Genomic DNA, 19,872 nt, shown 5'->3' with positions numbered 1-19,872 from the left:
CTTGAACTATAGGGAGATGTCCGGGCCACAGGCGGGCCCAGATTTTTCGTCGAAAAATCTTGTCAGGCGGCTGCCGATTGCGCAGCGATCTCGGCCTCAAAGGCCCAGGCCAACCAGGGCAGCATGGCCTGAATGTCCGAGGTCTCGACCGTGCCGCCACACCAGATGCGCAAACCCGCAGGAGCGTCGCGATAGGCCCCAATGTCCAGCGCGATATTCTCAGCCTCAAGCCGTTTGGCCACGGCCTTGGCGAATGTCGCACCATCCTGAATGCGCGGGTCGGTAAACTTCAGGCAAACGGACGTGTTCGATTGCGTCGCCACGTCGTTGGCCAAATTGGCGATCCAGTCGTTCTGGTCGCAAAACGCGTGCACCGCCCCGGCATTGGCATCCGCGCGGGCAATCAAGCCCTGCAGCCCACCGACCGAGCGCGCCCAGTCCAGTGCGAACAGATAATCCTCAACCGCCAGCATCGAAGGCGTGTTGATCGTGGCCCCGGTAAAGATACCCTCGATCAGTTTTCCACCTTTGGTCAGGCGGAAAATCTTGGGCAGCGGCCATGCAGGGGTGTAGCTTTCCAGCCGCTCCACCGCACGGGGGCTGAGGATCAGCATGCCATGCGCGGCCTCACCACCCAGCACTTTTTGCCAGCTGAACGTGGTCACATCCAGCTTGTCCCACGGCAGGTCCATCGCAAACGCGGCCGAGGTCGCGTCACAGATGGTCAGACCCTGACGGTCATCCGCGATCCAGTCACCGTTGGGAACCCGCACGCCCGAGGTGGTGCCGTTCCACGTAAACACTACGTCGTTGGCGAAATCGACCGAGGCCAGATCAACGATCTGCCCATACTCTGCCGTTTTCACCTCGGCATTGATCTTCAACTGCTTGACCACGTCCGTGACCCAGCCCGCACCGAAGCTCTCCCATGCCAGCATCTCGACCTTGCGTTCGCCCAGCAGCGACCACAGCGCCATCTCAACCGCGCCGGTATCCGAGGCGGGAACGATGCCGATCTTGTAATCTGCCGGAATGCCCAGAACCTCACGCGTGCCTTCGATGGCTGCCTTCAGCTTATCCTTACCGACAGCGGCACGGTGCGAGCGGCCCAGCGCAGCATCGGCCAGTTTAGACAGATCAAATGTAGGGGGTTTGGCACAAGGGCCCGAGGAAAAACGCGGATTCGCCGGCCGCGTGACCGGTTGTTCTTTTGTCATCTGTATTACCCTTCCAGATACACGCCCCTCGTTGGGGAGGGGTGTCCCACCTACAGGGGTATGGGGCGATTACAGGCGCAGCAAGCAAAAAAGACCCAAGTCGCGCGGAAAACGACACGGAAACAGGTTACAGATCGGAACACAGGTTTCCGATTGGCGAAAAACCCCGCCGGTTTAGGGGCGGGGTTTGTTGCGTCTTTATTCAGCGGCTTCCTCATAGTCCGACATCGGCGGGCATGTGCAGACAAGGTTCCGGTCGCCGTATGCATTGTCGACGCGGTTCACCGGCGACCAGTATTTGTCGACCCCCATCGACCCCGGAGGGAAGCAAGCCTGCTCGCGGCTATAGGGGCGATCCCAGTCACCGACCAGATCACGCACCGTATGAGGGGCGTTCTTCAGCGGGTTGTTTTCCGCGTCGATCTTGCCGTCGATAATGTCCTGCGCCTCGGCCCGGATGGACAGCATGGCGTCGCAGAAGCGGTCCAACTCGTCCTTGGGTTCCGATTCCGTCGGTTCCACCATCAGGGTGCCTGCCACGGGCCAGCTCATTGTCGGCGCGTGGAAGCCTGAATCGACCAGACGCTTGGCCACGTCATCCACGGTCACATGCGCCTCGGCATCCAGCGGGCGGGTATCAAGGATACATTCATGCGCCACCCGGCCAGACTCAGAGGTATAGAGGATCGGATAGGCATCCTGCAGACGGGCCGCGATATAGTTGGCGTTCAGGATTGCCACCTTGGTCGCCTGCGTCAAACCCGCACCGCCCATCAGCAGCACATAGGCCCAGCTAACCGGCAGGATCGACGGCGAGCCGAAGGGCGCCGCCGAGACCGGTCCCACGGCGGTGCCGTATTCCGGGTGGCCGGGCAGATGTTCCTCCAGATGCGCCTTGACGCCGATGGGGCCCATGCCGGGGCCACCACCGCCATGGGGGATGCAGAAGGTCTTGTGCAGGTTCAGGTGGCTGACATCGCCGCCAATGTCACCGGGGCGCGACAGGCCAACCATGGCGTTCATGTTGGCCCCGTCGATATAGACCTGACCGCCGTGATCATGGGTGATCTGGCAGACCTCCTGCACGGTGGTCTCGAACACACCATGGGTCGAGGGGTAGGTAATCATGCACCCGGCCAGATGATCGGAATGCTTCTCGGCCTTGGCGCGGAAGTCATTCAGGTCGATATTGCCGTTCTCATCCGATTGCACCGGCACCACCTGCCAGCCCACCATCTGCGCCGAGGCCGGGTTGGTTCCGTGCGCCGAGGTCGGGATCAGGCAAACATTGCGGTGCCCTTCGCCACGCGCGAAGTGATAGTTGCGGATGGTCAGAAGCCCCGCATACTCGCCCTGCGCGCCCGAGTTGGGCTGCTGGGAGATCGCGTCATAGCCGGTGATCTGGCACAGCTTGTCGTTCAGGTCGGCGATCATCTCATGATAGCCCTGCGCCTGATCTTCGGGGCAGAACGGGTGCAGATTGCCGAACTCGGGCCAGGTGACCGGGATCATCTCGATCGTGGCGTTCAGCTTCATGGTGCAGGATCCCAGCGGGATCATCGCCCGGTCCAGCGCCAGATCGCGGTCGGCCAGACGGCGCATATAGCGGGTCATCTCGGCCTCGGCCCGGTTCTTGTGGAAGATCGGGTGGGTCAGATAAGGCGTCTCGCGCAGGGCGTAATCCGGCAGGCGGTAAGCCACGTTTGAGCTGTCGTCCTTGCGGTCGATGCCAAAGGCGCCCCAGACCGCCTCGATGGTTTCAGCGCGGGTCTGCTCATCGAGGCTGATGCCCACTTTCGTGTCACCGACCTTGCGCAGGTTGACGCCCCGGGCGACGGCGGCCTCCATGACCGTTTTCTGCAAATGGCCGACTTCGACCGTGATGGTGTCAAAGAACACTTCGGGTTCGACCGAGAAGCCCGCCTCTTCCAGACCAGCGGCCAGGCGTGATGTCTTGCGGTGCACCGATTGCGCGATAGCCTTGATGCCATCGGGACCGTGGTACACGGCATACATCGAGGCGATGACGGCCAGCAGCGCCTGTGCGGTGCAGACGTTCGAGTTCGCCTTTTCGCGGCGAATGTGCTGCTCGCGGGTCTGCAGGGCGAGGCGATAAGCCTTGTTGCCGCGGCTGTCGATGCTGACGCCGATGATCCGGCCCGGCATGGCGCGTTTCAGCTTGTCGGTGGTTGCCATATAGGCCGCGTGCGGCCCGCCATAGCCCATCGGAACGCCAAACCGTTGGGTCGAGCCGATGGCAATATCCGCGCCCATCTCACCCGGTGACTTCAGCAGCGCCAGCGACAGGATGTCGGCAGCGACGATGGCGATGGCTTTGTGTTCGTGCAGCGCTGCGATCTCGGCGGTGAAGTCGCGTACATGACCATGGGTGCCGGGATACTGGAAGATCGCGCCAAAGACCGCGCCTGCATCCAGTTGATCGGGGACACCCACCTGCACGTCGATGCCCAGAGGCTCAGCCCGGGTTTTGATCACCGCGATGGTTTGCGGGTGGCAGTTGCGGTCGACAAAGAACGCCGCGTTGTTGGCCTTGGACCGGCCGCCGCGCTTGGCCATCGCCATGGCTTCGGCCGCGGCGGTGGCTTCGTCCAGCAAGGACGCGTTCGCCACATCCAGACCGGTCAGATCGCTTACCATTGTCTGGAAGTTCAGGAGAGCTTCAAGTCGGCCTTGGCTGATCTCGGGCTGATAGGGCGTATAAGCGGTGTACCAAGCCGGGTTTTCCAGAATGTTGCGCAGGATCGGCGCGGGCGTTGTGGTGCCGTAATAGCCCTGACCGATCAGCGAGGTCAGAACGGTGTTCTTGCTCGCCACTTCTTTCATGTGGAAGAGAGCATCACGCTCGGTCATCGCGGGACCCCAGTCCAGCGGGTCCTTCTGGCGGATCGCCGGCGGAACGGTGGCGTCGATCAGCGCGTCCAGCGTCTTGAAACCGATCACCTTGAGCATATCGCGCATCTCGGTCGGGCTGGGACCAATATGGCGGCGGTTGGCGAAGTCATAGGCTTCGTAGTCGGTCAGTTTGAAGGCCATGTGTTGCGCTCCTCAAGGAATGTCCCGCCTGGGCCGCTGTAACAGATGCCTCCGGCGGGGAGTGAGGGCCGTCTTGGAAACTGTCCGGGGGACAGTTTCAGGCCCGAACGGGCGGAGCCCCAATGAAAAGGCCCCAATGTGAGAGTTAACCGATGAAGGTCTTGTAGCCGGCCTCATCCATCAGATCTTCCAGCTGAGACGCGTCGGTGATCTTGATCTTGTAGATCCATGCCTCACCTTCGGGGTCTTCATTCAGCGCGCCGGGATTGTCGGCCAGTGCTTCGTTCACTTCGGTGATCTCACCATCGACGGGGGCATAGAGTTCCGAGGCCGCCTTGACGGATTCGATAACGCCGATCTCGCCATCCTTGGCGAATTCTTCGCCAACCTCTTGCTGTTCAACGAAGACCACATCGCCCAATTGTTCCGCCGCGTGTTTGGTGATGCCCAGAGTGGCGGTGTCGCCGTCAACATCGATCCACTCGTGCTCTTCGGAATAATAGGTTGCCATTGGGTTTTTCTCCTGACTTCAACGCTTGTAGTTTTGTGTGACGAAGGGCAGCGCCACGATCTGCGCCGGTTGCGGCTTGCCCCGGATGATCAGATTGACGGTCTCGCCCGGTTCCGTGTGTCCCGCCGCGACATAGCCCATCGCAACCGGTCCGCCGACCGTCGGACCAAACCCGCCCGAGGTGATTTCACCGATGGTATTGCCCTCGGCGCATTGGATTTCCACGCCTTGACGGGCAGGCGCGCGGCCCTCGGGCTTGATGCCCACCAGCTTGCGCACGGGGCCTTCGGCGAGTTCCCTCTGGATACGGTCCGCGCCGGGAAAACCACCCTCTTCCTTGCGGCGTTTCTGAATCGCCCAGCTCAGAGACGCTTCAATCGGCGAGGTGCTCTGGTCGATGTCATTGCCATATAGGCAAAGCCCCGCCTCCAGCCGCAGGCTGTCGCGCGCGCCCAGACCCGCCGGTTCGCAATCGTCATGATCAAGAAAGGCGCGGGTGATCTCTATGGCCTTATCCTCGGGGATCGAAATCTCGTACCCGTCTTCACCTGTGTAACCAAGGCGCGAGATGCGGCATTCGACGCCCATGATCTCGGCCACGGTGGTTTCCATGAAAGTCAGATCGCGGGCCGCCGGGCACAGGTCGCCCACCACGTCCTCAGCCTTCGGTCCCTGCACTGCAACCAGCGCGCGGTCGAAGATTTCGGTCACCTCGACGCCATCCAGATGGGCCTGCATATGCGGAATGTCCTGATGGCGCAGCGCTGCGTTCACCACCACGAAATAATGATCGCCCGCATTCGACACGATCAGATCATCCATGATCCCGCCGTCCGCATTGGTAAAGAACCCGTACCGCGCCTTGCCCTCTTTCAACGTCGCAAAAGCCTGCGGGCAAAGCGATTCCAGCTTTTCGCCTACATTCTCGCCGCGCAGGATCGCCTGACCCATATGGCTGACATCGAACAAAGCGGCCTTTTCGCGGCACTGCTTATGTTCCCCCATGATCCCCAAAGGGTACTGAACGGGCATCTCCCATCCCGCGAAATCAACCATCTTACCGCCAAGTTCGACATGCAGGTCGTACAGGGGTGTGCGCTTCGTCTCGGTCATGGGTCTGTTCTTTCCTAAGCCGTTGCCACAGAGCGCCGCAAAAGCCTGCCCTGCACAGAAACGGTTTAACACAGCCTCTCATGACTTTTGCGTAAGTCAACAGGCTTGCGAATTTGACCTGTGTCATGGCAGGCAGGGCGGGGTCGCCTTAGTGGTATACACCCGCATGCCGCTCTCATGTTTCCAATAGGAAACTTTTTTCCGTTGCGCAACCTCAATTTTTCTAAGACCTTCCTGTTGAGCGTAAAGCCACCGCTTTTACCGCCAAGGATTTTTGACAATTGGACGCTGAACGCCTCTGGCCCCGGCCTGCAACCTGCCCTAAGACTTCGCCCCAAGAGGGAGCGCCATGTCACATATCACACTGGTGCGTCACGGTCAGGCCAACACCGCCGCGCGTGACGAGGAAAGCTATGACAAGCTCAGCGATCTGGGCCATCAGCAGGCGCGCTGGCTTGGGCGCCATCTGCAGGATACGCGCGCGCATTATCCGCGTGTCTATTGCGGCACCCTGCGGCGGCATGTGGAAACCGCAGCCAGCATGGGATTGCCCGATCCCATACGCGACCCGCGCCTGAATGAGATCGAATATTTCACCATCGCGCAGCTCTATGAACAGCAGCACGGCATCGCGATCCCGACCGACCGTGAGGGGTTCGTCGATCACCTGCCGCGGACCTTCACAGCCTGGGCCAACGGAGAGATCGCGGGCGCACCGGAAACGTTTGACGCGTTCGAAACCCGCGTCAGCGACGCCCTGCGCGAGATCGGAACCGAGGGCGGCCCGGCGATTGTCGTGACCTCGGGGGCGCTGATCTCGATGGTGGTGCGTCAGGCAATGGGGCTGGAGATTCCGGCGATGGCGCGGGTGGCGCTTGCCATCATGAACACGTCAATGCATCGTCTGCACCCGATTGGCGCACAGCTTAGCCCGGTCCTGTTCAACGCCGTTCCGCATCTGGAAGCGCCAGACCGCCAATACGCACAGACCCACCTGTAAGGAGCCCCCGGATGCAGCTTTACTATGCCCCCCGTACGATCTCGGTCGCCGTGGCCATCGCGCTGGAGGAAGCCGGTCTGGGCTATGAGGCGATCCAGCTGGACTTTGCCGGCGGAGAGCAGACCAAGCCAGCCTATCGGCAGATCAACCCCAAAGGCCGCGTGCCCGCCTTGGTGGTGGATGGCGGGATCCTGACCGAGACCGGCGCGTTGCTGGACTACATTGCCACCATTGCACTGCAGGCCGGATTGATCCCGGAAAATCCGGTCATGGCGGCGCGGATGCGTGAGGTGATGTATTACCTTGCCTCAACCATGCATGTGAACCACGCGCACAAGATGCGCGGGCACCGCTGGGCCGACAAGAAATCCAGCTGGAAAGACATGAAGGACAAGGTCGCGCAGACCATGACTGCCTCTTGCGACTATATCTGCTCGAACGGGCTGCGCGGTCCGTATGTGCTGGGCGAGGCGTTCTCGCTGGCCGACGCCTATCTCTATGTGGTGTGCAGCTGGCTGGAAGGGGACGGGGTTGATGTCCGGGCCTTTCCCAAGATTATCGCCTTCCGCGAGGCGATGGAGGCGAGACCTTCAGTTCAGGCGGTGCGTGCCGCCGGAATGCTCTGACAAAAGGAACGAAAATGACACATCTCTGGGTCCGGGCAGAACAGCGCCCGAACGAGGAACGGGTTGGACTGACCCCCGATGGCGCCGCCGCCCTCATCGCCGCAGGCATCCGCGTAACGGTCGAGGAAAGTTCGGTCCGCGCCATCCCGCTGGATGGCTACAAAGAGGCCGGGTGTGAGATCGCGGCCGAGAATTCATGGCCCGAGGCCGCAATGGATGCGATCATCTTTGGCCTGAAAGAGCTGCCCGAAGACGGCACGCCCCTGCCCCACCGCCACATCATGTTTGGCCATGCCTACAAGGGCCAGCACTCGGGCCATGCGTTGTTGGAACGGTTTAAGGCGGGCGGCGGCACGCTTTATGATCTGGAATATCTGGTAGATGAAGACGGCCGCCGCGTGGCCGCCTTTGGCTATTGGGCCGGGTATGCGGGCGCTGCCGTCACGCTGAAGACATGGGTTGCCCAGCAACAGGGGCAGAAGTGCCCCCCGGTCGGTGTATATCCCGGCAAGGACGCCTTGAACGCCGAATTGCTGGCACAGTTGGACGCCACCGGCACCCGCCCCACCGCCATCGTCATCGGCGCCTTGGGCCGCGTGGGCACGGGCGCCGCGGATCTGTGCGAGGCGATGGGCGTTGCCGTGACGAATTGGGATATGGCCGAGACCGCCAGCGGCGGACCCTTCCCCGAAATCCTTGATCACGACCTGTTCCTGAACTGCATCTTTGCGCGCCCCGGTACGCCGGTCTTTGTCCCGCGCGAGGCGCTGACCGCACCGCGCAAACTGACCGCGATCGGTGACGTGGCCTGCGACCCGGACAGCGATTACAACCCGGTCCCGGTCTATGACCGCGCCACAACTTGGGACGCCCCCGCCCTGCGCGTGGCCGATGATCCGGTGATGGATGTGATGGCCATTGACAACCTGCCCTCAATGCTGCCTGTCGAAAGCTCGCAGGACTATGCCGCGCAGCTGCTGCCCTCATTGCTGACGCTGACCGATCTGGACAGCGGCGTCTGGGGTCGGGCAGAAGCAACTTACAAAACCCATATTGAAGGACTCTGAGAGATGACGATTCACTGGTGTGGCACCGGCCTGTCGGCCATCCCCGGCCTGCGCCGCCTGATCGACGGCGGGCACAAGGTTACCGTCTGGAACCGGACCATCGAAAAAGCCAAGGCCGTGGTCGGAGACCTGACCGACGACATCCGCGCCTTTGACATCGACGCGCTTGGCGCTGTGCTGAAAAAGGGCGACGTGATCGTGTCCATGCTGCCCGGCGACTGGCATGTGCCGCTGGCGGAACTGGCGATCTCGAAAGAGGCCAACTTTGTCTCGTCCTCATACATCGCCCCCGAAATGCGCGTACTGGACGACAAAGCGCGCGAGGCCGGTGTGGCGCTGGTCAATGAGGTCGGACTGGACCCGGGCATCGACCACCTGATGGCGCACGCTCTGGTCGCGGACTACCGCGCCTCGGACGCGTTCGATGCGCAAAACCACCTGAGCTTTATCTCTTATTGCGGTGGTATCCCCAAGACCCCCAACCCGTTCCGGTACAAGTTCAGCTGGTCGCCTCTGGGCGTGCTCAAGGCGCTGCGGTCCCCGTCCAAGTCGATCCGCGACTACGCCCCGCTGGACGTCGCCCGCCCCTGGGACGCGATCAGCAGCTATATCGCGCCGCTGCCGACACCGGAAAGCTTTGAAGTCTATCCCAACCGCGACTCGCTGCCTTTCATGGCCGAATACCAGTTCGAGGATCACTGGACCGTCAAGGAATTCGTCCGCGGCACCCTGCGCCTGAACGGCTGGGCCGATGCGTGGTCGGATGTGTTCACCGAGATCGAAACCCTCTCGGGCCCCGAGGGCGATGCGCGTCTGAAAGAGATGTCGGATCAGTTCTGGGCCGAGAACGCCTATGACGAAGGCGAACCCGACCGCGTGGTTCTGTGCGTGGGCCTGAAGGCTGAAAAAGACGGCATCCCGGTCTGGAACAAGACCTATGTCATGGATGCCTGGGGCGACGCGCGCGGCACGGCGATGGCCCGTCTGGTGTCGATCCCCGTGTCGCTGGCGGTCGAGGCAGTCCTGAACCGTGCCATCGCCGCCGGTGTCCACGCCGCCCCCAGCGATCCGAAACTGGTGCAGGACTGGATGGCCGAGATCGACACGCTGGCCCAACACCTACAGGTCGTCGACCACCTGAACTAAACAACAAAAGCCATTCCGAATTCCCGGAATGGCTTTTGCATCGCTTGACCGCGATCCTTCAGATGTAGCGTTGGATGACGTCATCGATATCACTGCGGTTGATGCCCAGTTCGGCCAGGTCCTGATCGGTCAGACGGTTCAGCTCCTGTGCTGCGCGCACGATGTCTGTTCGGATCGTCTGCAGGCGCATGGCCCGGTCGAACAACAGCACAGTACTTGCCTTGACTGGCGCATCACTTGTGGGTTTGAAATCCAGCATCGTCTCCTCCTCGATATGCTGTGCGGCGGATCAGTGCGAATAGTGGCTTACGGATTTGCCCTCATACACGCTCTGATAAGCGCGCTGCTTGATTTCGCTGCGCGGAATTCCGATGTCATCCAACTGCTTGTCGGTCAGTTGCTCCAGCGACCGCACGGTTTTGGCAAAGATGCCCCGCCGGTAAAGCTCGACCCGTGCTTCAGCATAGTTCGAGAACAAACCGAAGAAGAGCCCCTTTTGCGGCGTTGCTGTCTGCGCGTATCCCATGACTTTCTCCTTTTCCCTGAATTGCGATTGGCGTTGCTAAACAGATAAAAGAGGTCAGGATTAAGAGGCCCTTCCTGCCACGTTAAGACCGCTTAATGCGATGGATCACTGTGCTTGGTGGGGTGCATTCAGGTAGAAATACGCCAGATCAAGCAGGTTTTGACGCAGAGGCGGGGTGAATAAATGCGCCCAAACTCTCGCAGCATCGTCCCCCTCAGGGCCGATATACTGGAGTGGGTAGATGTATTTTCGGGGAAAACGCAGTCGAAGACGGCACTAACCATAATGAAGCGTTCCGCTTCTTCCTAAGGAACAACTAGCCTCAAAATCCCAGATGAGTGGTCTGCTGTTCAGAAGACAAAGGTGGGCTATTTTGCTCTCAATCCGAGACAGGCTGGTAACTAGTCGTTCTGCCCCATGGACCGCAGCAGTTTTCTCTTCATGTCCAGCGAATAGTGGTTGTCTGGTGCGCGTTCCAATGCCGCCTCAATTGCCACCAACGCACCTGCGTAATCTTTGGTACGCGTCAAAACAAATGCCTTCCATTGCAACGGCACTTCGCTGTCGGGATCGGCTGCAATCGCCAGGTCGGCCTCGCGCCTTGCGGCCTCCCAATCCTTCAACCCCATGTAAAGCCGCATCTTGTTGCGATACGCCATAGACCGCTCAGCCGGGTTGAAGACGGCCCAGTCCAGCAACCAATCGCAGGCGTCGAGGGTGGTTTGCACATCACCCTCGGCCGAGCTGCAGATGTCGATCAATTCATCCCGTTTTTGACTCAAGGCCAGCGTCGCAACAGTGGCCAGCATGACAACAACAATGGCCACGCGCACAAAGGTCACTTTGCGTTTGGGAGAAGTGGAAGGATTTTCAGACGTCATTCAAACAACCAGAAGTATATCTGGCCGCACTGAACCAAACGGGCAGCGCCTTGTAAAGTGCCCCTACATCAAGTCGTTTTCCACATCCTCTGCCGAAATGCCCAACGCATCCAGACCGTTTTCCAGATGGTCCGACAGGTGCGGCGTGCCGATCAGGTAATCGGCGCAGGGGGTCGAGGCCTCGGACTTGGCGGTGGCGATCGCTTCGGGCAGGTCTTCGGCGAAAAAGCTTTCGCGCCCGATCCACATGACGGCGACCAGTTCGGCCTGCTCATCTTCACCCATACGGTCGATAAAGGCCCGCAGCTCACCCTCGGCGCGGTCCAACTCGCGCCCCATCATGGCGACCTGAGCGATCTTTCTTGCCGAGATTTCCAACATGACCCAACTCCTACTGTTCGCGGTTCTCATCCTACGAAAACCACCCCAAGGCGTCTGAGTCTTTGATCTTACGCAAACAGACCCGGTTCAGGGCTCGCGAATGCGGGAAACCGGGTGGTCGGGCACGGGCGCTGTGCGAAACGGGCGGAACCGGGCCTTTTTCAACCACAGTTTCAGGGCTTGCCACAGGATCAGGGTAAAGGCACGGCGCGCACCAAACGGGCGGCGCAGCAAGGACCACAGGATTTTGCCATCGCTCAGCGGCGCGCGCGGGCCGGTGAGTGTGGCGATCAGCCCGCCACCCTCACGCCCATAGTCGATCCAAACGCCCACGCGGTCCGGCCGATAGTCAAAGCGGAACGTGTACGTCCCCACAATCTTCTGGAATGGCGAGACGTGCATCAGCTTATCCGCCACGATCCTGTCCGTTGGTCGGATCGGTGAGAAATTCGCATTGTGGCACAGGTAGCTGTGGCGCGTGCCAAAGGTGTTCGTGACCTCGGCCACAACAGCGTAGAGGTGATCATCCGCGTCGAAACAGAACCAGAAGCTGACCGGGTTGAACACATGGCCGAATACGCGCGCCTGGGTCAGCAGGATCAGGCGCGATGGCTGCGTCACGCCCAATTGGTCGAACTGTTCACGCAGCCAGACGGCCCCGCGCCCCTGTCCGGGCTCTCCTCCATGGTCGCGGTCGCGCCAGTTGGTGACATTGGCGCGGTTCAGTGAAAACAGCAGCGGCGTTTTGGTCTGCGCCTCGGGATCGAACAGGATGTAGTCCACGGAATAGCGAAAGGCGTTTTGAATAGCCCCCTTGCGCCCGTGAAACGTATGGCCTGCTATATGGTCGATCCCGTTCACGCCTTTTTCCCCAAACTGCCTGTAAACCATTCTAACGGCATTTATTTCCCGCATCCTTGCTTAACAGATAATACGCGACTCTGCTCTGCGCGGATCAAAAACTTTATCCAGAGTGATCCGTCTTGGGCTGGCCTGCGTAATGTGGTTATGTTTACCGAGATCGATACCGTGACCTTGGATGAACCGGTGGCCGAACGGCCAGCACAGAAACCTTGGCGCGCGAAGAAACGCATCAGGGGCAAGCCGGTGAACAAAGCGGATGGCATATGTGAGACCAGGACTGAGTGGGTGTCCCACGTCAGACGTATCCGCGACGCGCAGGATCAGGCGGCTTTTGCCGAGTTGTTCCAGCACTTTGCGCCTCGTATCAAGGCGTTCCTGATCAAGTCAGGATCAGACGCCACGACGGCCGAAGAATGCGCACAAGAGGTGATGGCAACCTTGTGGCACAAGGCCCATTTGTTCGACCCGGCCCGCGCGACCGTGGCCACCTGGGTGTTCACGATTGCACGAAACAAGCGCATCGATGTGTTGCGCAAACAACGTCGGCCCGAACCCGAAGATCTGGGATGGGGCCCCGAGGCAGAGCCGGAACAGGACGACGTACTGGCGATGCAACAGGAAACCGCGCAGCTGCGTAACGCCATGGCGGCGTTGCCCGACGCGCAGAGAGAATTGATTGAGAAGGCCTATTTTGGCGACCTGAGCCATCGCGAGATTGCGACGCAGACCGGGTTGCCGCTGGGCACGATCAAATCACGTATACGGCTGGCGCTGGACCGCTTGCGCCATGCAATGAATTGAGATGACGAAGATGAGCAACAAGATCAAACATCACCTGACAGACGATCTGCTGATGGCCTATGCCACAGGCACTCTGCCCGAGGCGTTCGACCTGATGGTCGCCACGCATTTGTCCCTGTGCGACCATTGCCGCGCACGGGCCGAAAGCTTTGACGCGGTGGGCGGATGCGTGTTGCAGGAACAGGACACCTCCGTCAGCATGAGCGACGGGTCGCTGGCCGCCACCATGGCGATGATTGCCCAAGGTGCCCCGATTGCAAAACCGGCGCGTCCGGGCTGCGCGGTCCTACCGACGCCGTTGCAGGATTATGTGGGCGGCGACGTCAATGACATCAAATGGCGATCTATCGGCATGGGCGTGAAACAGGCCATCCTGCCGACCACGCGCGAGGCGACGGCGCGTTTGCTGTTCATTCCCGCCGGTGCCGCCGTGCCGGACCACAGCCATAACGGCATGGAATTGACGATGGTTCTGCAAGGCGCGTTCTCGGATGAAGTCGATCATTTCGCCCGCGGCGATGTTGAGATCGCGGATGAAGACCTGCACCACACGCCAACAGCCGACATTTCCGAGGACTGCATCTGTCTGGCCGTCACAGACGCGCCGCTGAAGTTCAACAAGCTGATGCCGCGCCTGTTTCAGCCGTTCCTCAGAATTTGACCGAGCGGGCCAATCTGCCGCCAAATGGCCCGGTCACCCCTTGCAGGAGATTGGTATCATGAAACGCATATTGGCCTTTTCCCTATTTCTGGCAGTCTGTGCCTCGGCCTCATCCGCCCAGAGAGCGGCGGATGTGAAGTTCGAGGCCGGGAACTACGGCGCAACGGTCAGCGGAACCATCACCGGAGACGAGTATTTCGATTACAAACTGCTTGCGCAGGCCGGGCAGGAAATGTTCGCTGAACTCAATGTCAGCGACACCAATGGCAACGGAGTGATCTACTTCAACATCCTGCCCCCGAACAGCGAAGGCGAGGCGATGTATATCGGCTCAATCGATGGCAACACCGCCCGCATCGCCCTGCCTGAAAGCGGAGATTTCACGATCCGCGTCTACCTGATGGGTAACGACCGTGATACCGGCAAGACGGTTGGCTATAATTTGGACCTGTCGATCCAATAGGGCCTAACCTTCAGACTGGCCCAGCGGCACCACGTTGGTGTGATCGTCGGGGGCCAGTTCCTCAAAATCGAAGTTGTCCAGACGCTGCGCCCGACGACCGGCCTTTTCGGCGCTGATCTTGATCTCGGATATATCTTTGGCAGCTTGCCCGAAATGACGGTCCAGATTGGACACCCGGTCGCCCAGACGTTCGACATCCTTGTGCAGCAACCCCAATTCCTTGCGGATGGCACCCGCCTGTTCCCGCATCCGAGCGTCTTTGAGGATCGCGCGCATGGTGTTCAGCGTGGCCATGCAGGTGGTGGGGGATACGATCCAGACGCGTTTACTGAAGCTTTCCTGCACCAGCTCGGGGAACTTGGCGTGCAACTCGGCATAGACCGCCTCGGACGGCAGGAACATCAGCGCGCCATCGGCGGTTTCGCCGTCCAGAATGTATTTCTCGGCAATGTCGTTGATGTGTTTGCGCACCGTGCTGCGGAACATCTGCACCGCCGCTTTCAACTCGGCATCGTTGGTCGAGCCAATCAGCGCTTCATACGCCTCCAATGGGAATTTACTGTCGATCACGATGGGCCCCGGCGGATTGGGCAAGTGGATCAGGCAGTCCGCGCGCCGACCGTTCGACAGGGTTGCTTGCAGCTGGAAACTGTCCGAAGGCAGCGCCTTGGACACAATATCGTTCAGCTGAATCTCACCAAACGCGCCGCGGGTCTGTTTGTTTGACAGGATGTCCTGCAGCGACAGCACATCGCCCGACAGTTTGGTGATATTGTCCTGCGCCTTGTCGATGGCCGCCAGCCGTTCCTGCAATTGCGTCAGCGAGGTCGCGGTTTGTTTCGACGAACCATGCAGCGATTCCTTCATCCGCTCCTGCATCTCGGCCAGTGCGCGGGCCGACTTCATCGCGTTATCCGCTAACCGGTCATTCATCTGCTGCTGCACCGAGGACAGGCGGGATTCAACCGTCTGGATCACCTGCACCTGCGCATTGGCCTGCGTGTCCGAAACATGCTGGAGGCCCCCGCGCAGCTGTTCCTGCCCCTGCCCCAATTGCTGCACATGCTGGCCCAGATGTGCCATCTGCCGGGCCAGAGGCTCGGCCATGCGGGCGGATCGGTTGGCGGCGCGTAGCGACAGGAACAGCAGCAGCAGGATCAGCGCAACCAAACCGCCCCCGATCAGGATCACGGGGTCGTTCAGGGCAATTTGTGTTCCAGCAATCTCGATCATGTCGCCTCGAATGTTCTTGTTTTATTCTTCTTAGCGCGCGGTGCGCGCGGGATCAACTGCGCCCGAACAGACGTTCGATATCGGCCAGTTTTAGCTCCACATAAGTCGGCCGCCCATGGTTGCACTGACCGGAATGGGGCGTCGCCTCCATCTCGCGCAGCAGGGCGTTCATTTCCTCAGCCCGCATCCGGCGGCCCGACCGGACCGAGCCGTGGCAGGCCACGCGGCTGAGGATCGCTTCGATCCGCGCCTGAACCGTCTGGCTTTCACCCTGATCGGCCAGTTCATCGAGGATATCCAGGATCATCGCGCGGGCATCGACCTCACCTAGAATCGCGGGCGTTTCGCGCACGGCGATAGCCCCGCCGCCGAAAGGCTCCAACGTCAGGCCAAGGCGCGTCAGGTCATCGGCCACCGCCATGAGGCGCGCGCAGTCGCTTTCGGACAGTTCGACAATCTCGGGGATCAGCAGTGCCTGCGCGGCGACGCCATTTTCGGCCATCTGGGTTTTCAGTTTTTCATATACCAACCGCTCATGCGCGGCGTGCTGGTCGACGATCACCATGCCATCGGCGGTCTGGGCGATGATGTAGTTCTCATGCACCTGTCCACGCGCCGCGCCCAATGGCAGGTCCTGCGACGGGGGTTCCTCTGCAACCACTGGTGTCGGCTCCACAATGCTGCCGCTGTAATCCTGCGACAGTTCCGCAAAACCCGGCGCCTGCGCCCGAAAGGCCGCCTGCCGCGCCGCGGGCGAGGGGCGATCCATCTGATACACCCGCGCCGGTGCGGGTTGTGCCGGCAACGCAGGTTCCGGCCGCATCGCGCCCAAGGTCGCATTGGCCACGGTCGAGGATGCCCGATGCCCGGCCTCGGCCAGCGTGTGCCGCAGGGCCGAGACGATCAACCCGCGCGCCACGCCGGGATCGCGGAACCGGACCTCGGATTTCGCGGGATGCACGTTCACATCCACCAGCGTCGGGTCACAATCGATGAACAGCGCCGCCGCCGGATGGCGATCCCGGCTGAGGAAATCGAAATACGCCGCCCGCAGCGCACCGGTCAGCATCTTGTCCCGCACCGGGCGGCCATTGACGAAAAGGTATTGCGCCACCGCCGCGCCCCGCGAATAGGTCGGCAAGGCAGCATAGCCATACAGCCTGATCCCCTCACGCGTGGCGTCAATTTGCAAGGCGTTCTCGGCGAACTCGCGTCCGATCACGCGGGCCAGACGGGCGTGCAGCGCATCGAACAGATCGCCATTCTCGCGGTCGGCGCGGAAGGTCACCCGCCCCTCACCCCCGCCCGAGACATCGCGCAGGGTAAAGGTGATCGCGGGCTCGGCCATCGCCAGACGTTTGACGGTGTCGGTGATCGCCTGCGCCTCGGCCCGGTCGGTGCGCATGAATTTCAACCGCGCAGGCGTGGCAAAGAACAGATCGCGCAGTTCAACCACCGTGCCTGCGCGCAGAGCCGCGGGTTTCACCGCGCCGATCTTGCCGCCCGATACATGCATCGACGCCGCCTCGGCCCCCGGCACCCGGCTGGTGATGGTCAGCCGCCCCACCGCGCCCAGCGACGGGAGGGCCTCACCCCGGAACCCAAACGTGTGGATGTTCAGCAAATCTGTGCCATCAATCTTGGACGTCGCGTGCCGAGACAGGGCCAAAGGCAAATCCCCGGCCGAGATTCCGCAACCATCATCCGTGACACGAATCAGCGTCTTGCCCCCATCCGCCACATCGATCGCGATCCGGCTGGCCCCGGCGTCGATGGCATTTTCCACCAATTCCTTGACGGCCGAGGCTGGCCTTTCGACCACTTCGCCCGCCGCAATGCGGTTGATCGCAGCATCGTCGAGTTGCCGAATTACGGGTCGGTTTTCGCTGATATTGGGGTTTGCCTGCACCATACCACCAGACCTAGCACATTCGCGCACGATTCTACCACTGGTTTGGCGTTCTCAAATTTTGGGGGAGGGGGCGTTCGAACAATCGCATCCAGCTTGTCTAAAATGGCGGCAAATCAGGTCACGATTGTCCGAACGATCCGAAGTGAGTGGTGGTCATCCAAATGTAATGGCGACGGTGTTAGCACGAATAACGCATTGAAAGTGGTTAACTTTGCAAGCACCAGGTAACTGAGCAGATTCCAGCCGATCGCGCGCAGAACGGGGCGGCAGGAACACGCCGTGTCAAGGGCTCTGGGGGGCTCCGGCGCGGGTGCGGCAGGGGCCCCAAAGGGCGGCGCAGGCCAGGATCAGGCCGGACAGTGTTGCAATCATGCCCGCCGCGCTGACAGCGTCCGCACCACCCAGCCAAAGCGGGCCGTAGCCCGCCAGAACATAGCCGGTGACAGCCGAGAGGATGGCAAAGGCGACGCTCCACGCGATCTGGGTTTCCAGCCGGTTGGTCATCATCCGCGCCGCCGCCGGGGGGCAGATGAACATGGCGATCACGATGATCGATCCCACAGCATCAAACGCGGCCACAGCGGCAATCGCGGCGACGATCACCAGCGCAAAGCCCAAGGGGCCGGTGCGGATACCGATGGTGCGGGCAAAGCCTTCGTCAAAGGTCGAGATTTTCAGCGGCCGCCACAGCAGTGTGACAAACAAGACCACGCCGACCAGAGTGACCGCAATGCGCGGCAGTTCCGGCGGCAGCCCCGCAAGCGCGGTGAAATCCAGGACCGAGGACCACCCCGTCGCGTCCAGCCAGATCAGGCTTTCCAGATTGCCATAGAGCGCATGTTCCACGTCCAGATGCACCGATGACGTATCGGTCTGCTCCAGCAACAGCACACCAGCGGCGAACATCGTCGTAAAGACCACGCCCATCGCGGCGCCGGGTTCGATCTGCCCCAGACGGCGCACCGCCTCGATCATCAGCACCGCGACAATCGACGCGCCCGCCGCGCCCAGCATCATGGGCCAGGTCGAAATCGTTCCGGTCAGGATGAACGCCACCACGATCCCCGGCAGCACCACATGGCTGATCGCATCCCCGATCAGCGCCTGTTTGCGCAGCACCAGAAAATTGCCCGGCAGCGCGCAGGCAATGGCCGCAAAGGTGCCGATCAGCAAAGGCGTCAGGGACAGGGGTACAAATTCCTCACCGCTCATGACGGCACCCCCTGCGGGCCGCCAATGCGGCGGTCGATCTCGGCAATCTGGTCGCGGGTCAGCACGGTCTCGATGTCGCGCAACCCGTCATAAAGCGCGGCTGTCGCCTCATGCGCCTGATCCGCGCGCACGATTTCCCAGCGTTTTTCATCGCGCAGGGCCTTGGCCGCGCGGGCTTTGCCCGCCTCGGTCGCGACGCCATCGGCACGGGCCAGCCCGGCGCGGGTCAACAGGCGCAGGGTCAGCGGTTCATAAATCTTTTGGTCCTGCGCCAGTGCCAACAAGCCCTGACGGATATGAACCCGGCGCTGGAACTTCAGGTGTTTCAGCACAGCCGCCAGAACCCCGCGCACCGGAGCGAACAGCAGCGACAGTGCGAAAAAGCCAAAGCTGACCAAAACGATGATCGGACCGGTCGGCAGATTGGGGGCCGAAGCCGACAGCGCCGCCCCCAGATACCCCGCCAGCCCGCCCGCAAGCCCGGCCAGCACCACCACCCGGTCGGACCGATCCGTCCAGAACCGCGCTGTCACGGCGGGAATGATCAGCAGGGCCACAATCAGGATCAGGCCGACAATCTTGAGGCCGACCACGGTGACCGCCATGACCAAGCCCATCATCGCAAGGTCAATGCGATGCACCGGCAGGCCCCGTGCGGCAGCATATTCAGGATCAAACGCCACCATCGTCATGGGGCGCCGGATGATCATCACCAGGATCAGCGTCGCCGCCCCGCCCAGCGCAATGGTGAGCGCATCCGCCCACAACATCCCGGCGGTTGAGCCCAGCAAAAAGCCCTCAAGCCCCGCCTGCCGCCCGACGCCCATGGTTTGGATGACGGTCAGCAACACGACGCCAAAACCAAAGAACACCGACAAAACGGCACCAATTGCGGCGTCCTCGGCCAACCTTGTACGACGGGTCAGCCAGGTCATGCATAGCAGCCCGACCCAGGCCGAGATCGCCGATCCGGCCAGCAACCCCACCAGATTGCGCCCGTCACCGCCCAAGGCCACCATCGCCATGAAGGCAAGGCAGACACCCGGCAGGGTGGCATGGCTGATCGCATCGCTGACCAGCGCGCGTTTGCGCAGAAACAGAAAGGTGCCGGTCACCCCGGCAGACACGCCCAGCAACGTTGCACCAATGGCAACCAGCGAGGCGTTATAGCCCAACTGCAGGGTCAAAGCGTCCCAAAGCATGA

General features: G+C 61.2%; 20 protein-coding genes. 7 read left to right on the top strand and 13 right to left on the bottom strand.

All coding sequences use genetic code 11. From position 1 onward, the window contains the following. Positions 1 to 62: 62 nt before the first annotated feature. The 4 genes from ACR0J5_RS11890 to gcvT all read right to left on the bottom strand — a co-directional run bounded on the left by ACR0J5_RS11890 (position 63) and on the right by gcvT (position 5,895). Positions 63 to 1,217 carry a phosphoserine transaminase gene (locus tag ACR0J5_RS11890; protein WP_480653565.1) on the bottom strand — a complete coding sequence of 385 codons (1,155 nt, stop codon included), beginning with the start codon at positions 1,215 to 1,217 and terminating at the stop codon, positions 63 to 65. A gap of 198 nt (positions 1,218 to 1,415) precedes the next feature. Continuing rightward, the gene (gene gcvP / locus ACR0J5_RS11885; RefSeq protein ID WP_480653564.1) at positions 1,416 to 4,271 is read right to left on the bottom strand and encodes an aminomethyl-transferring glycine dehydrogenase; all 2,856 of its coding nucleotides are present in this window, start codon (positions 4,269 to 4,271) and stop codon (positions 1,416 to 1,418) included. Between the two features lie 145 nt (positions 4,272 to 4,416). Next, on the bottom strand, positions 4,417 to 4,782 hold the full coding sequence (gcvH, locus tag ACR0J5_RS11880; RefSeq protein ID WP_480653562.1) for a glycine cleavage system protein GcvH: 366 nt from the start codon (positions 4,780 to 4,782) through the stop codon (positions 4,417 to 4,419). Between the two features lie 18 nt (positions 4,783 to 4,800). Further along, positions 4,801 to 5,895 carry a glycine cleavage system aminomethyltransferase GcvT gene (gene gcvT / locus ACR0J5_RS11875; RefSeq protein WP_480653560.1) on the bottom strand — a complete coding sequence of 365 codons (1,095 nt, stop codon included), beginning with the start codon at positions 5,893 to 5,895 and terminating at the stop codon, positions 4,801 to 4,803. A 349-nt stretch (positions 5,896 to 6,244) separates the two neighbouring features. On the opposite strand from gcvT, the gene ACR0J5_RS11870 reads away from it, so the two are divergent. From ACR0J5_RS11870 to ACR0J5_RS11855, 4 genes are read left to right on the top strand one after another with little or no spacing between them, the layout of a single operon-like run. Further along, on the top strand, positions 6,245 to 6,895 hold the full coding sequence (locus ACR0J5_RS11870; RefSeq protein ID WP_480653558.1) for a histidine phosphatase family protein: 651 nt from the start codon (positions 6,245 to 6,247) through the stop codon (positions 6,893 to 6,895). A gap of 11 nt (positions 6,896 to 6,906) precedes the next feature. Further along, positions 6,907 to 7,521: a glutathione S-transferase family protein gene (locus tag ACR0J5_RS11865; RefSeq protein WP_480653556.1), complete on the top strand. Its 615-nt coding sequence runs from the start codon at positions 6,907 to 6,909 to the stop codon at positions 7,519 to 7,521. 14 nt (positions 7,522 to 7,535) lie between these two features. After that, positions 7,536 to 8,588: a saccharopine dehydrogenase gene (locus ACR0J5_RS11860; protein WP_480653554.1), complete on the top strand. Its 1,053-nt coding sequence runs from the start codon at positions 7,536 to 7,538 to the stop codon at positions 8,586 to 8,588. A 3-nt stretch (positions 8,589 to 8,591) separates the two neighbouring features. Next, complete coding sequence (locus ACR0J5_RS11855) at positions 8,592 to 9,734, top strand: saccharopine dehydrogenase family protein (protein WP_480653552.1); 1,143 nt, start codon at positions 8,592 to 8,594, stop codon at positions 9,732 to 9,734. 58 nt (positions 9,735 to 9,792) lie between these two features. Here the strand turns inward: ACR0J5_RS11855 and ACR0J5_RS11850 are convergent, their stop codons facing one another. From ACR0J5_RS11850 to ACR0J5_RS11830, 5 genes are all read right to left on the bottom strand, one after another. After that, on the bottom strand, positions 9,793 to 9,993 hold the full coding sequence (locus ACR0J5_RS11850; protein WP_480653550.1) for a DUF1127 domain-containing protein: 201 nt from the start codon (positions 9,991 to 9,993) through the stop codon (positions 9,793 to 9,795). Between the two features lie 30 nt (positions 9,994 to 10,023). Then, a complete protein-coding gene (locus ACR0J5_RS11845; RefSeq protein WP_480653548.1) occupies positions 10,024 to 10,260 on the bottom strand; it encodes a DUF1127 domain-containing protein in 237 nt (78 codons plus the stop codon). Between the two features lie 401 nt (positions 10,261 to 10,661). Next, positions 10,662 to 11,141 (bottom strand): tetratricopeptide repeat protein, encoded by a 480-nt coding sequence (locus ACR0J5_RS11840; protein ID WP_480653546.1) that lies wholly within the window; start codon positions 11,139 to 11,141, stop codon positions 10,662 to 10,664. A 63-nt stretch (positions 11,142 to 11,204) separates the two neighbouring features. Then, positions 11,205 to 11,522: a DUF3775 domain-containing protein gene (locus tag ACR0J5_RS11835; RefSeq protein ID WP_480653544.1), complete on the bottom strand. Its 318-nt coding sequence runs from the start codon at positions 11,520 to 11,522 to the stop codon at positions 11,205 to 11,207. Between the two features lie 87 nt (positions 11,523 to 11,609). Further along, on the bottom strand, positions 11,610 to 12,383 hold the full coding sequence (locus ACR0J5_RS11830) for a DUF1365 domain-containing protein (RefSeq protein ID WP_480653542.1): 774 nt from the start codon (positions 12,381 to 12,383) through the stop codon (positions 11,610 to 11,612). Positions 12,384 to 12,530: 147 nt separating this feature from the next. On the opposite strand from ACR0J5_RS11830, the gene ACR0J5_RS11825 reads away from it, so the two are divergent. Genes ACR0J5_RS11825 through ACR0J5_RS11815 form a run of 3 tightly spaced genes read left to right on the top strand, consistent with a single transcriptional unit; the run spans position 12,531 to position 14,311 of the window. Next, complete coding sequence (locus tag ACR0J5_RS11825; RefSeq protein ID WP_480653540.1) at positions 12,531 to 13,187, top strand: sigma-70 family RNA polymerase sigma factor; 657 nt, start codon at positions 12,531 to 12,533, stop codon at positions 13,185 to 13,187. A gap of 10 nt (positions 13,188 to 13,197) precedes the next feature. Continuing rightward, complete coding sequence (locus tag ACR0J5_RS11820) at positions 13,198 to 13,848, top strand: ChrR family anti-sigma-E factor (RefSeq protein ID WP_480653538.1); 651 nt, start codon at positions 13,198 to 13,200, stop codon at positions 13,846 to 13,848. Between the two features lie 58 nt (positions 13,849 to 13,906). Next, the gene (locus ACR0J5_RS11815) at positions 13,907 to 14,311 is read left to right on the top strand and encodes a hypothetical protein (RefSeq protein ID WP_480653536.1); all 405 of its coding nucleotides are present in this window, start codon (positions 13,907 to 13,909) and stop codon (positions 14,309 to 14,311) included. Between the two features lie 3 nt (positions 14,312 to 14,314). Here the strand turns inward: ACR0J5_RS11815 and ACR0J5_RS11810 are convergent, their stop codons facing one another. From ACR0J5_RS11810 to ACR0J5_RS11795, 4 genes are all read right to left on the bottom strand, one after another. After that, on the bottom strand, positions 14,315 to 15,544 hold the full coding sequence (locus ACR0J5_RS11810) for a DNA recombination protein RmuC (RefSeq protein ID WP_480653534.1): 1,230 nt from the start codon (positions 15,542 to 15,544) through the stop codon (positions 14,315 to 14,317). A 52-nt stretch (positions 15,545 to 15,596) separates the two neighbouring features. Continuing rightward, a complete protein-coding gene (gene mutL, locus ACR0J5_RS11805) occupies positions 15,597 to 17,456 on the bottom strand; it encodes a DNA mismatch repair endonuclease MutL (protein WP_480653532.1) in 1,860 nt (619 codons plus the stop codon). Between the two features lie 282 nt (positions 17,457 to 17,738). Further along, complete coding sequence (locus tag ACR0J5_RS11800; protein WP_480653530.1) at positions 17,739 to 18,668, bottom strand: metal ABC transporter permease; 930 nt, start codon at positions 18,666 to 18,668, stop codon at positions 17,739 to 17,741. Further along, positions 18,665 to 19,870: a metal ABC transporter permease gene (locus tag ACR0J5_RS11795; RefSeq protein ID WP_480653529.1), complete on the bottom strand. Its 1,206-nt coding sequence runs from the start codon at positions 19,868 to 19,870 to the stop codon at positions 18,665 to 18,667. Before ACR0J5_RS11795 ends, ACR0J5_RS11800 begins: the two co-directional genes overlap by 4 nt. Between the last annotated feature and the right edge of the window lie 2 nt (positions 19,871 to 19,872).

The sequence above is a fragment of the Ruegeria sp. BE1 genome (assembly GCF_056538885.1).
This window is presented reverse-complemented; position numbering and strand designations above follow the sequence as displayed.

Excerpts from the sequence above, each read along its gene's own strand:
- ACR0J5_RS11890 (WP_480653565.1), bottom strand. The coding sequence starts at position 1,217 with ATGACAAAAGAACAACCGGTCACGCGGCCGGCGAATCCGCGTTTTTCC.
- gcvP (WP_480653564.1), bottom strand. The coding sequence starts at position 4,271 with ATGGCCTTCAAACTGACCGACTACGAAGCCTATGACTTCGCCAACCGC.
- gcvH (WP_480653562.1), bottom strand. The coding sequence starts at position 4,782 with ATGGCAACCTATTATTCCGAAGAGCACGAGTGGATCGATGTTGACGGC.
- gcvT (WP_480653560.1), bottom strand. The coding sequence starts at position 5,895 with ATGACCGAGACGAAGCGCACACCCCTGTACGACCTGCATGTCGAACTT.
- ACR0J5_RS11870 (WP_480653558.1), top strand. The coding sequence starts at position 6,245 with ATGTCACATATCACACTGGTGCGTCACGGTCAGGCCAACACCGCCGCG.
- ACR0J5_RS11865 (WP_480653556.1), top strand. The coding sequence starts at position 6,907 with ATGCAGCTTTACTATGCCCCCCGTACGATCTCGGTCGCCGTGGCCATC.
- ACR0J5_RS11860 (WP_480653554.1), top strand. The coding sequence starts at position 7,536 with ATGACACATCTCTGGGTCCGGGCAGAACAGCGCCCGAACGAGGAACGG.
- ACR0J5_RS11855 (WP_480653552.1), top strand. The coding sequence starts at position 8,592 with ATGACGATTCACTGGTGTGGCACCGGCCTGTCGGCCATCCCCGGCCTG.
- ACR0J5_RS11850 (WP_480653550.1), bottom strand. The coding sequence starts at position 9,993 with ATGCTGGATTTCAAACCCACAAGTGATGCGCCAGTCAAGGCAAGTACT.
- ACR0J5_RS11845 (WP_480653548.1), bottom strand. The coding sequence starts at position 10,260 with ATGGGATACGCGCAGACAGCAACGCCGCAAAAGGGGCTCTTCTTCGGT.
- ACR0J5_RS11840 (WP_480653546.1), bottom strand. The coding sequence starts at position 11,141 with ATGACGTCTGAAAATCCTTCCACTTCTCCCAAACGCAAAGTGACCTTT.
- ACR0J5_RS11835 (WP_480653544.1), bottom strand. The coding sequence starts at position 11,522 with ATGTTGGAAATCTCGGCAAGAAAGATCGCTCAGGTCGCCATGATGGGG.
- ACR0J5_RS11825 (WP_480653540.1), top strand. The coding sequence starts at position 12,531 with ATGTTTACCGAGATCGATACCGTGACCTTGGATGAACCGGTGGCCGAA.
- ACR0J5_RS11820 (WP_480653538.1), top strand. The coding sequence starts at position 13,198 with ATGAGCAACAAGATCAAACATCACCTGACAGACGATCTGCTGATGGCC.
- ACR0J5_RS11815 (WP_480653536.1), top strand. The coding sequence starts at position 13,907 with ATGAAACGCATATTGGCCTTTTCCCTATTTCTGGCAGTCTGTGCCTCG.
- ACR0J5_RS11810 (WP_480653534.1), bottom strand. The coding sequence starts at position 15,544 with ATGATCGAGATTGCTGGAACACAAATTGCCCTGAACGACCCCGTGATC.
- mutL (WP_480653532.1), bottom strand. The coding sequence starts at position 17,456 with ATGGTGCAGGCAAACCCCAATATCAGCGAAAACCGACCCGTAATTCGG.
- ACR0J5_RS11800 (WP_480653530.1), bottom strand. The coding sequence starts at position 18,668 with ATGAGCGGTGAGGAATTTGTACCCCTGTCCCTGACGCCTTTGCTGATC.
- ACR0J5_RS11795 (WP_480653529.1), bottom strand. The coding sequence starts at position 19,870 with ATGCTTTGGGACGCTTTGACCCTGCAGTTGGGCTATAACGCCTCGCTG.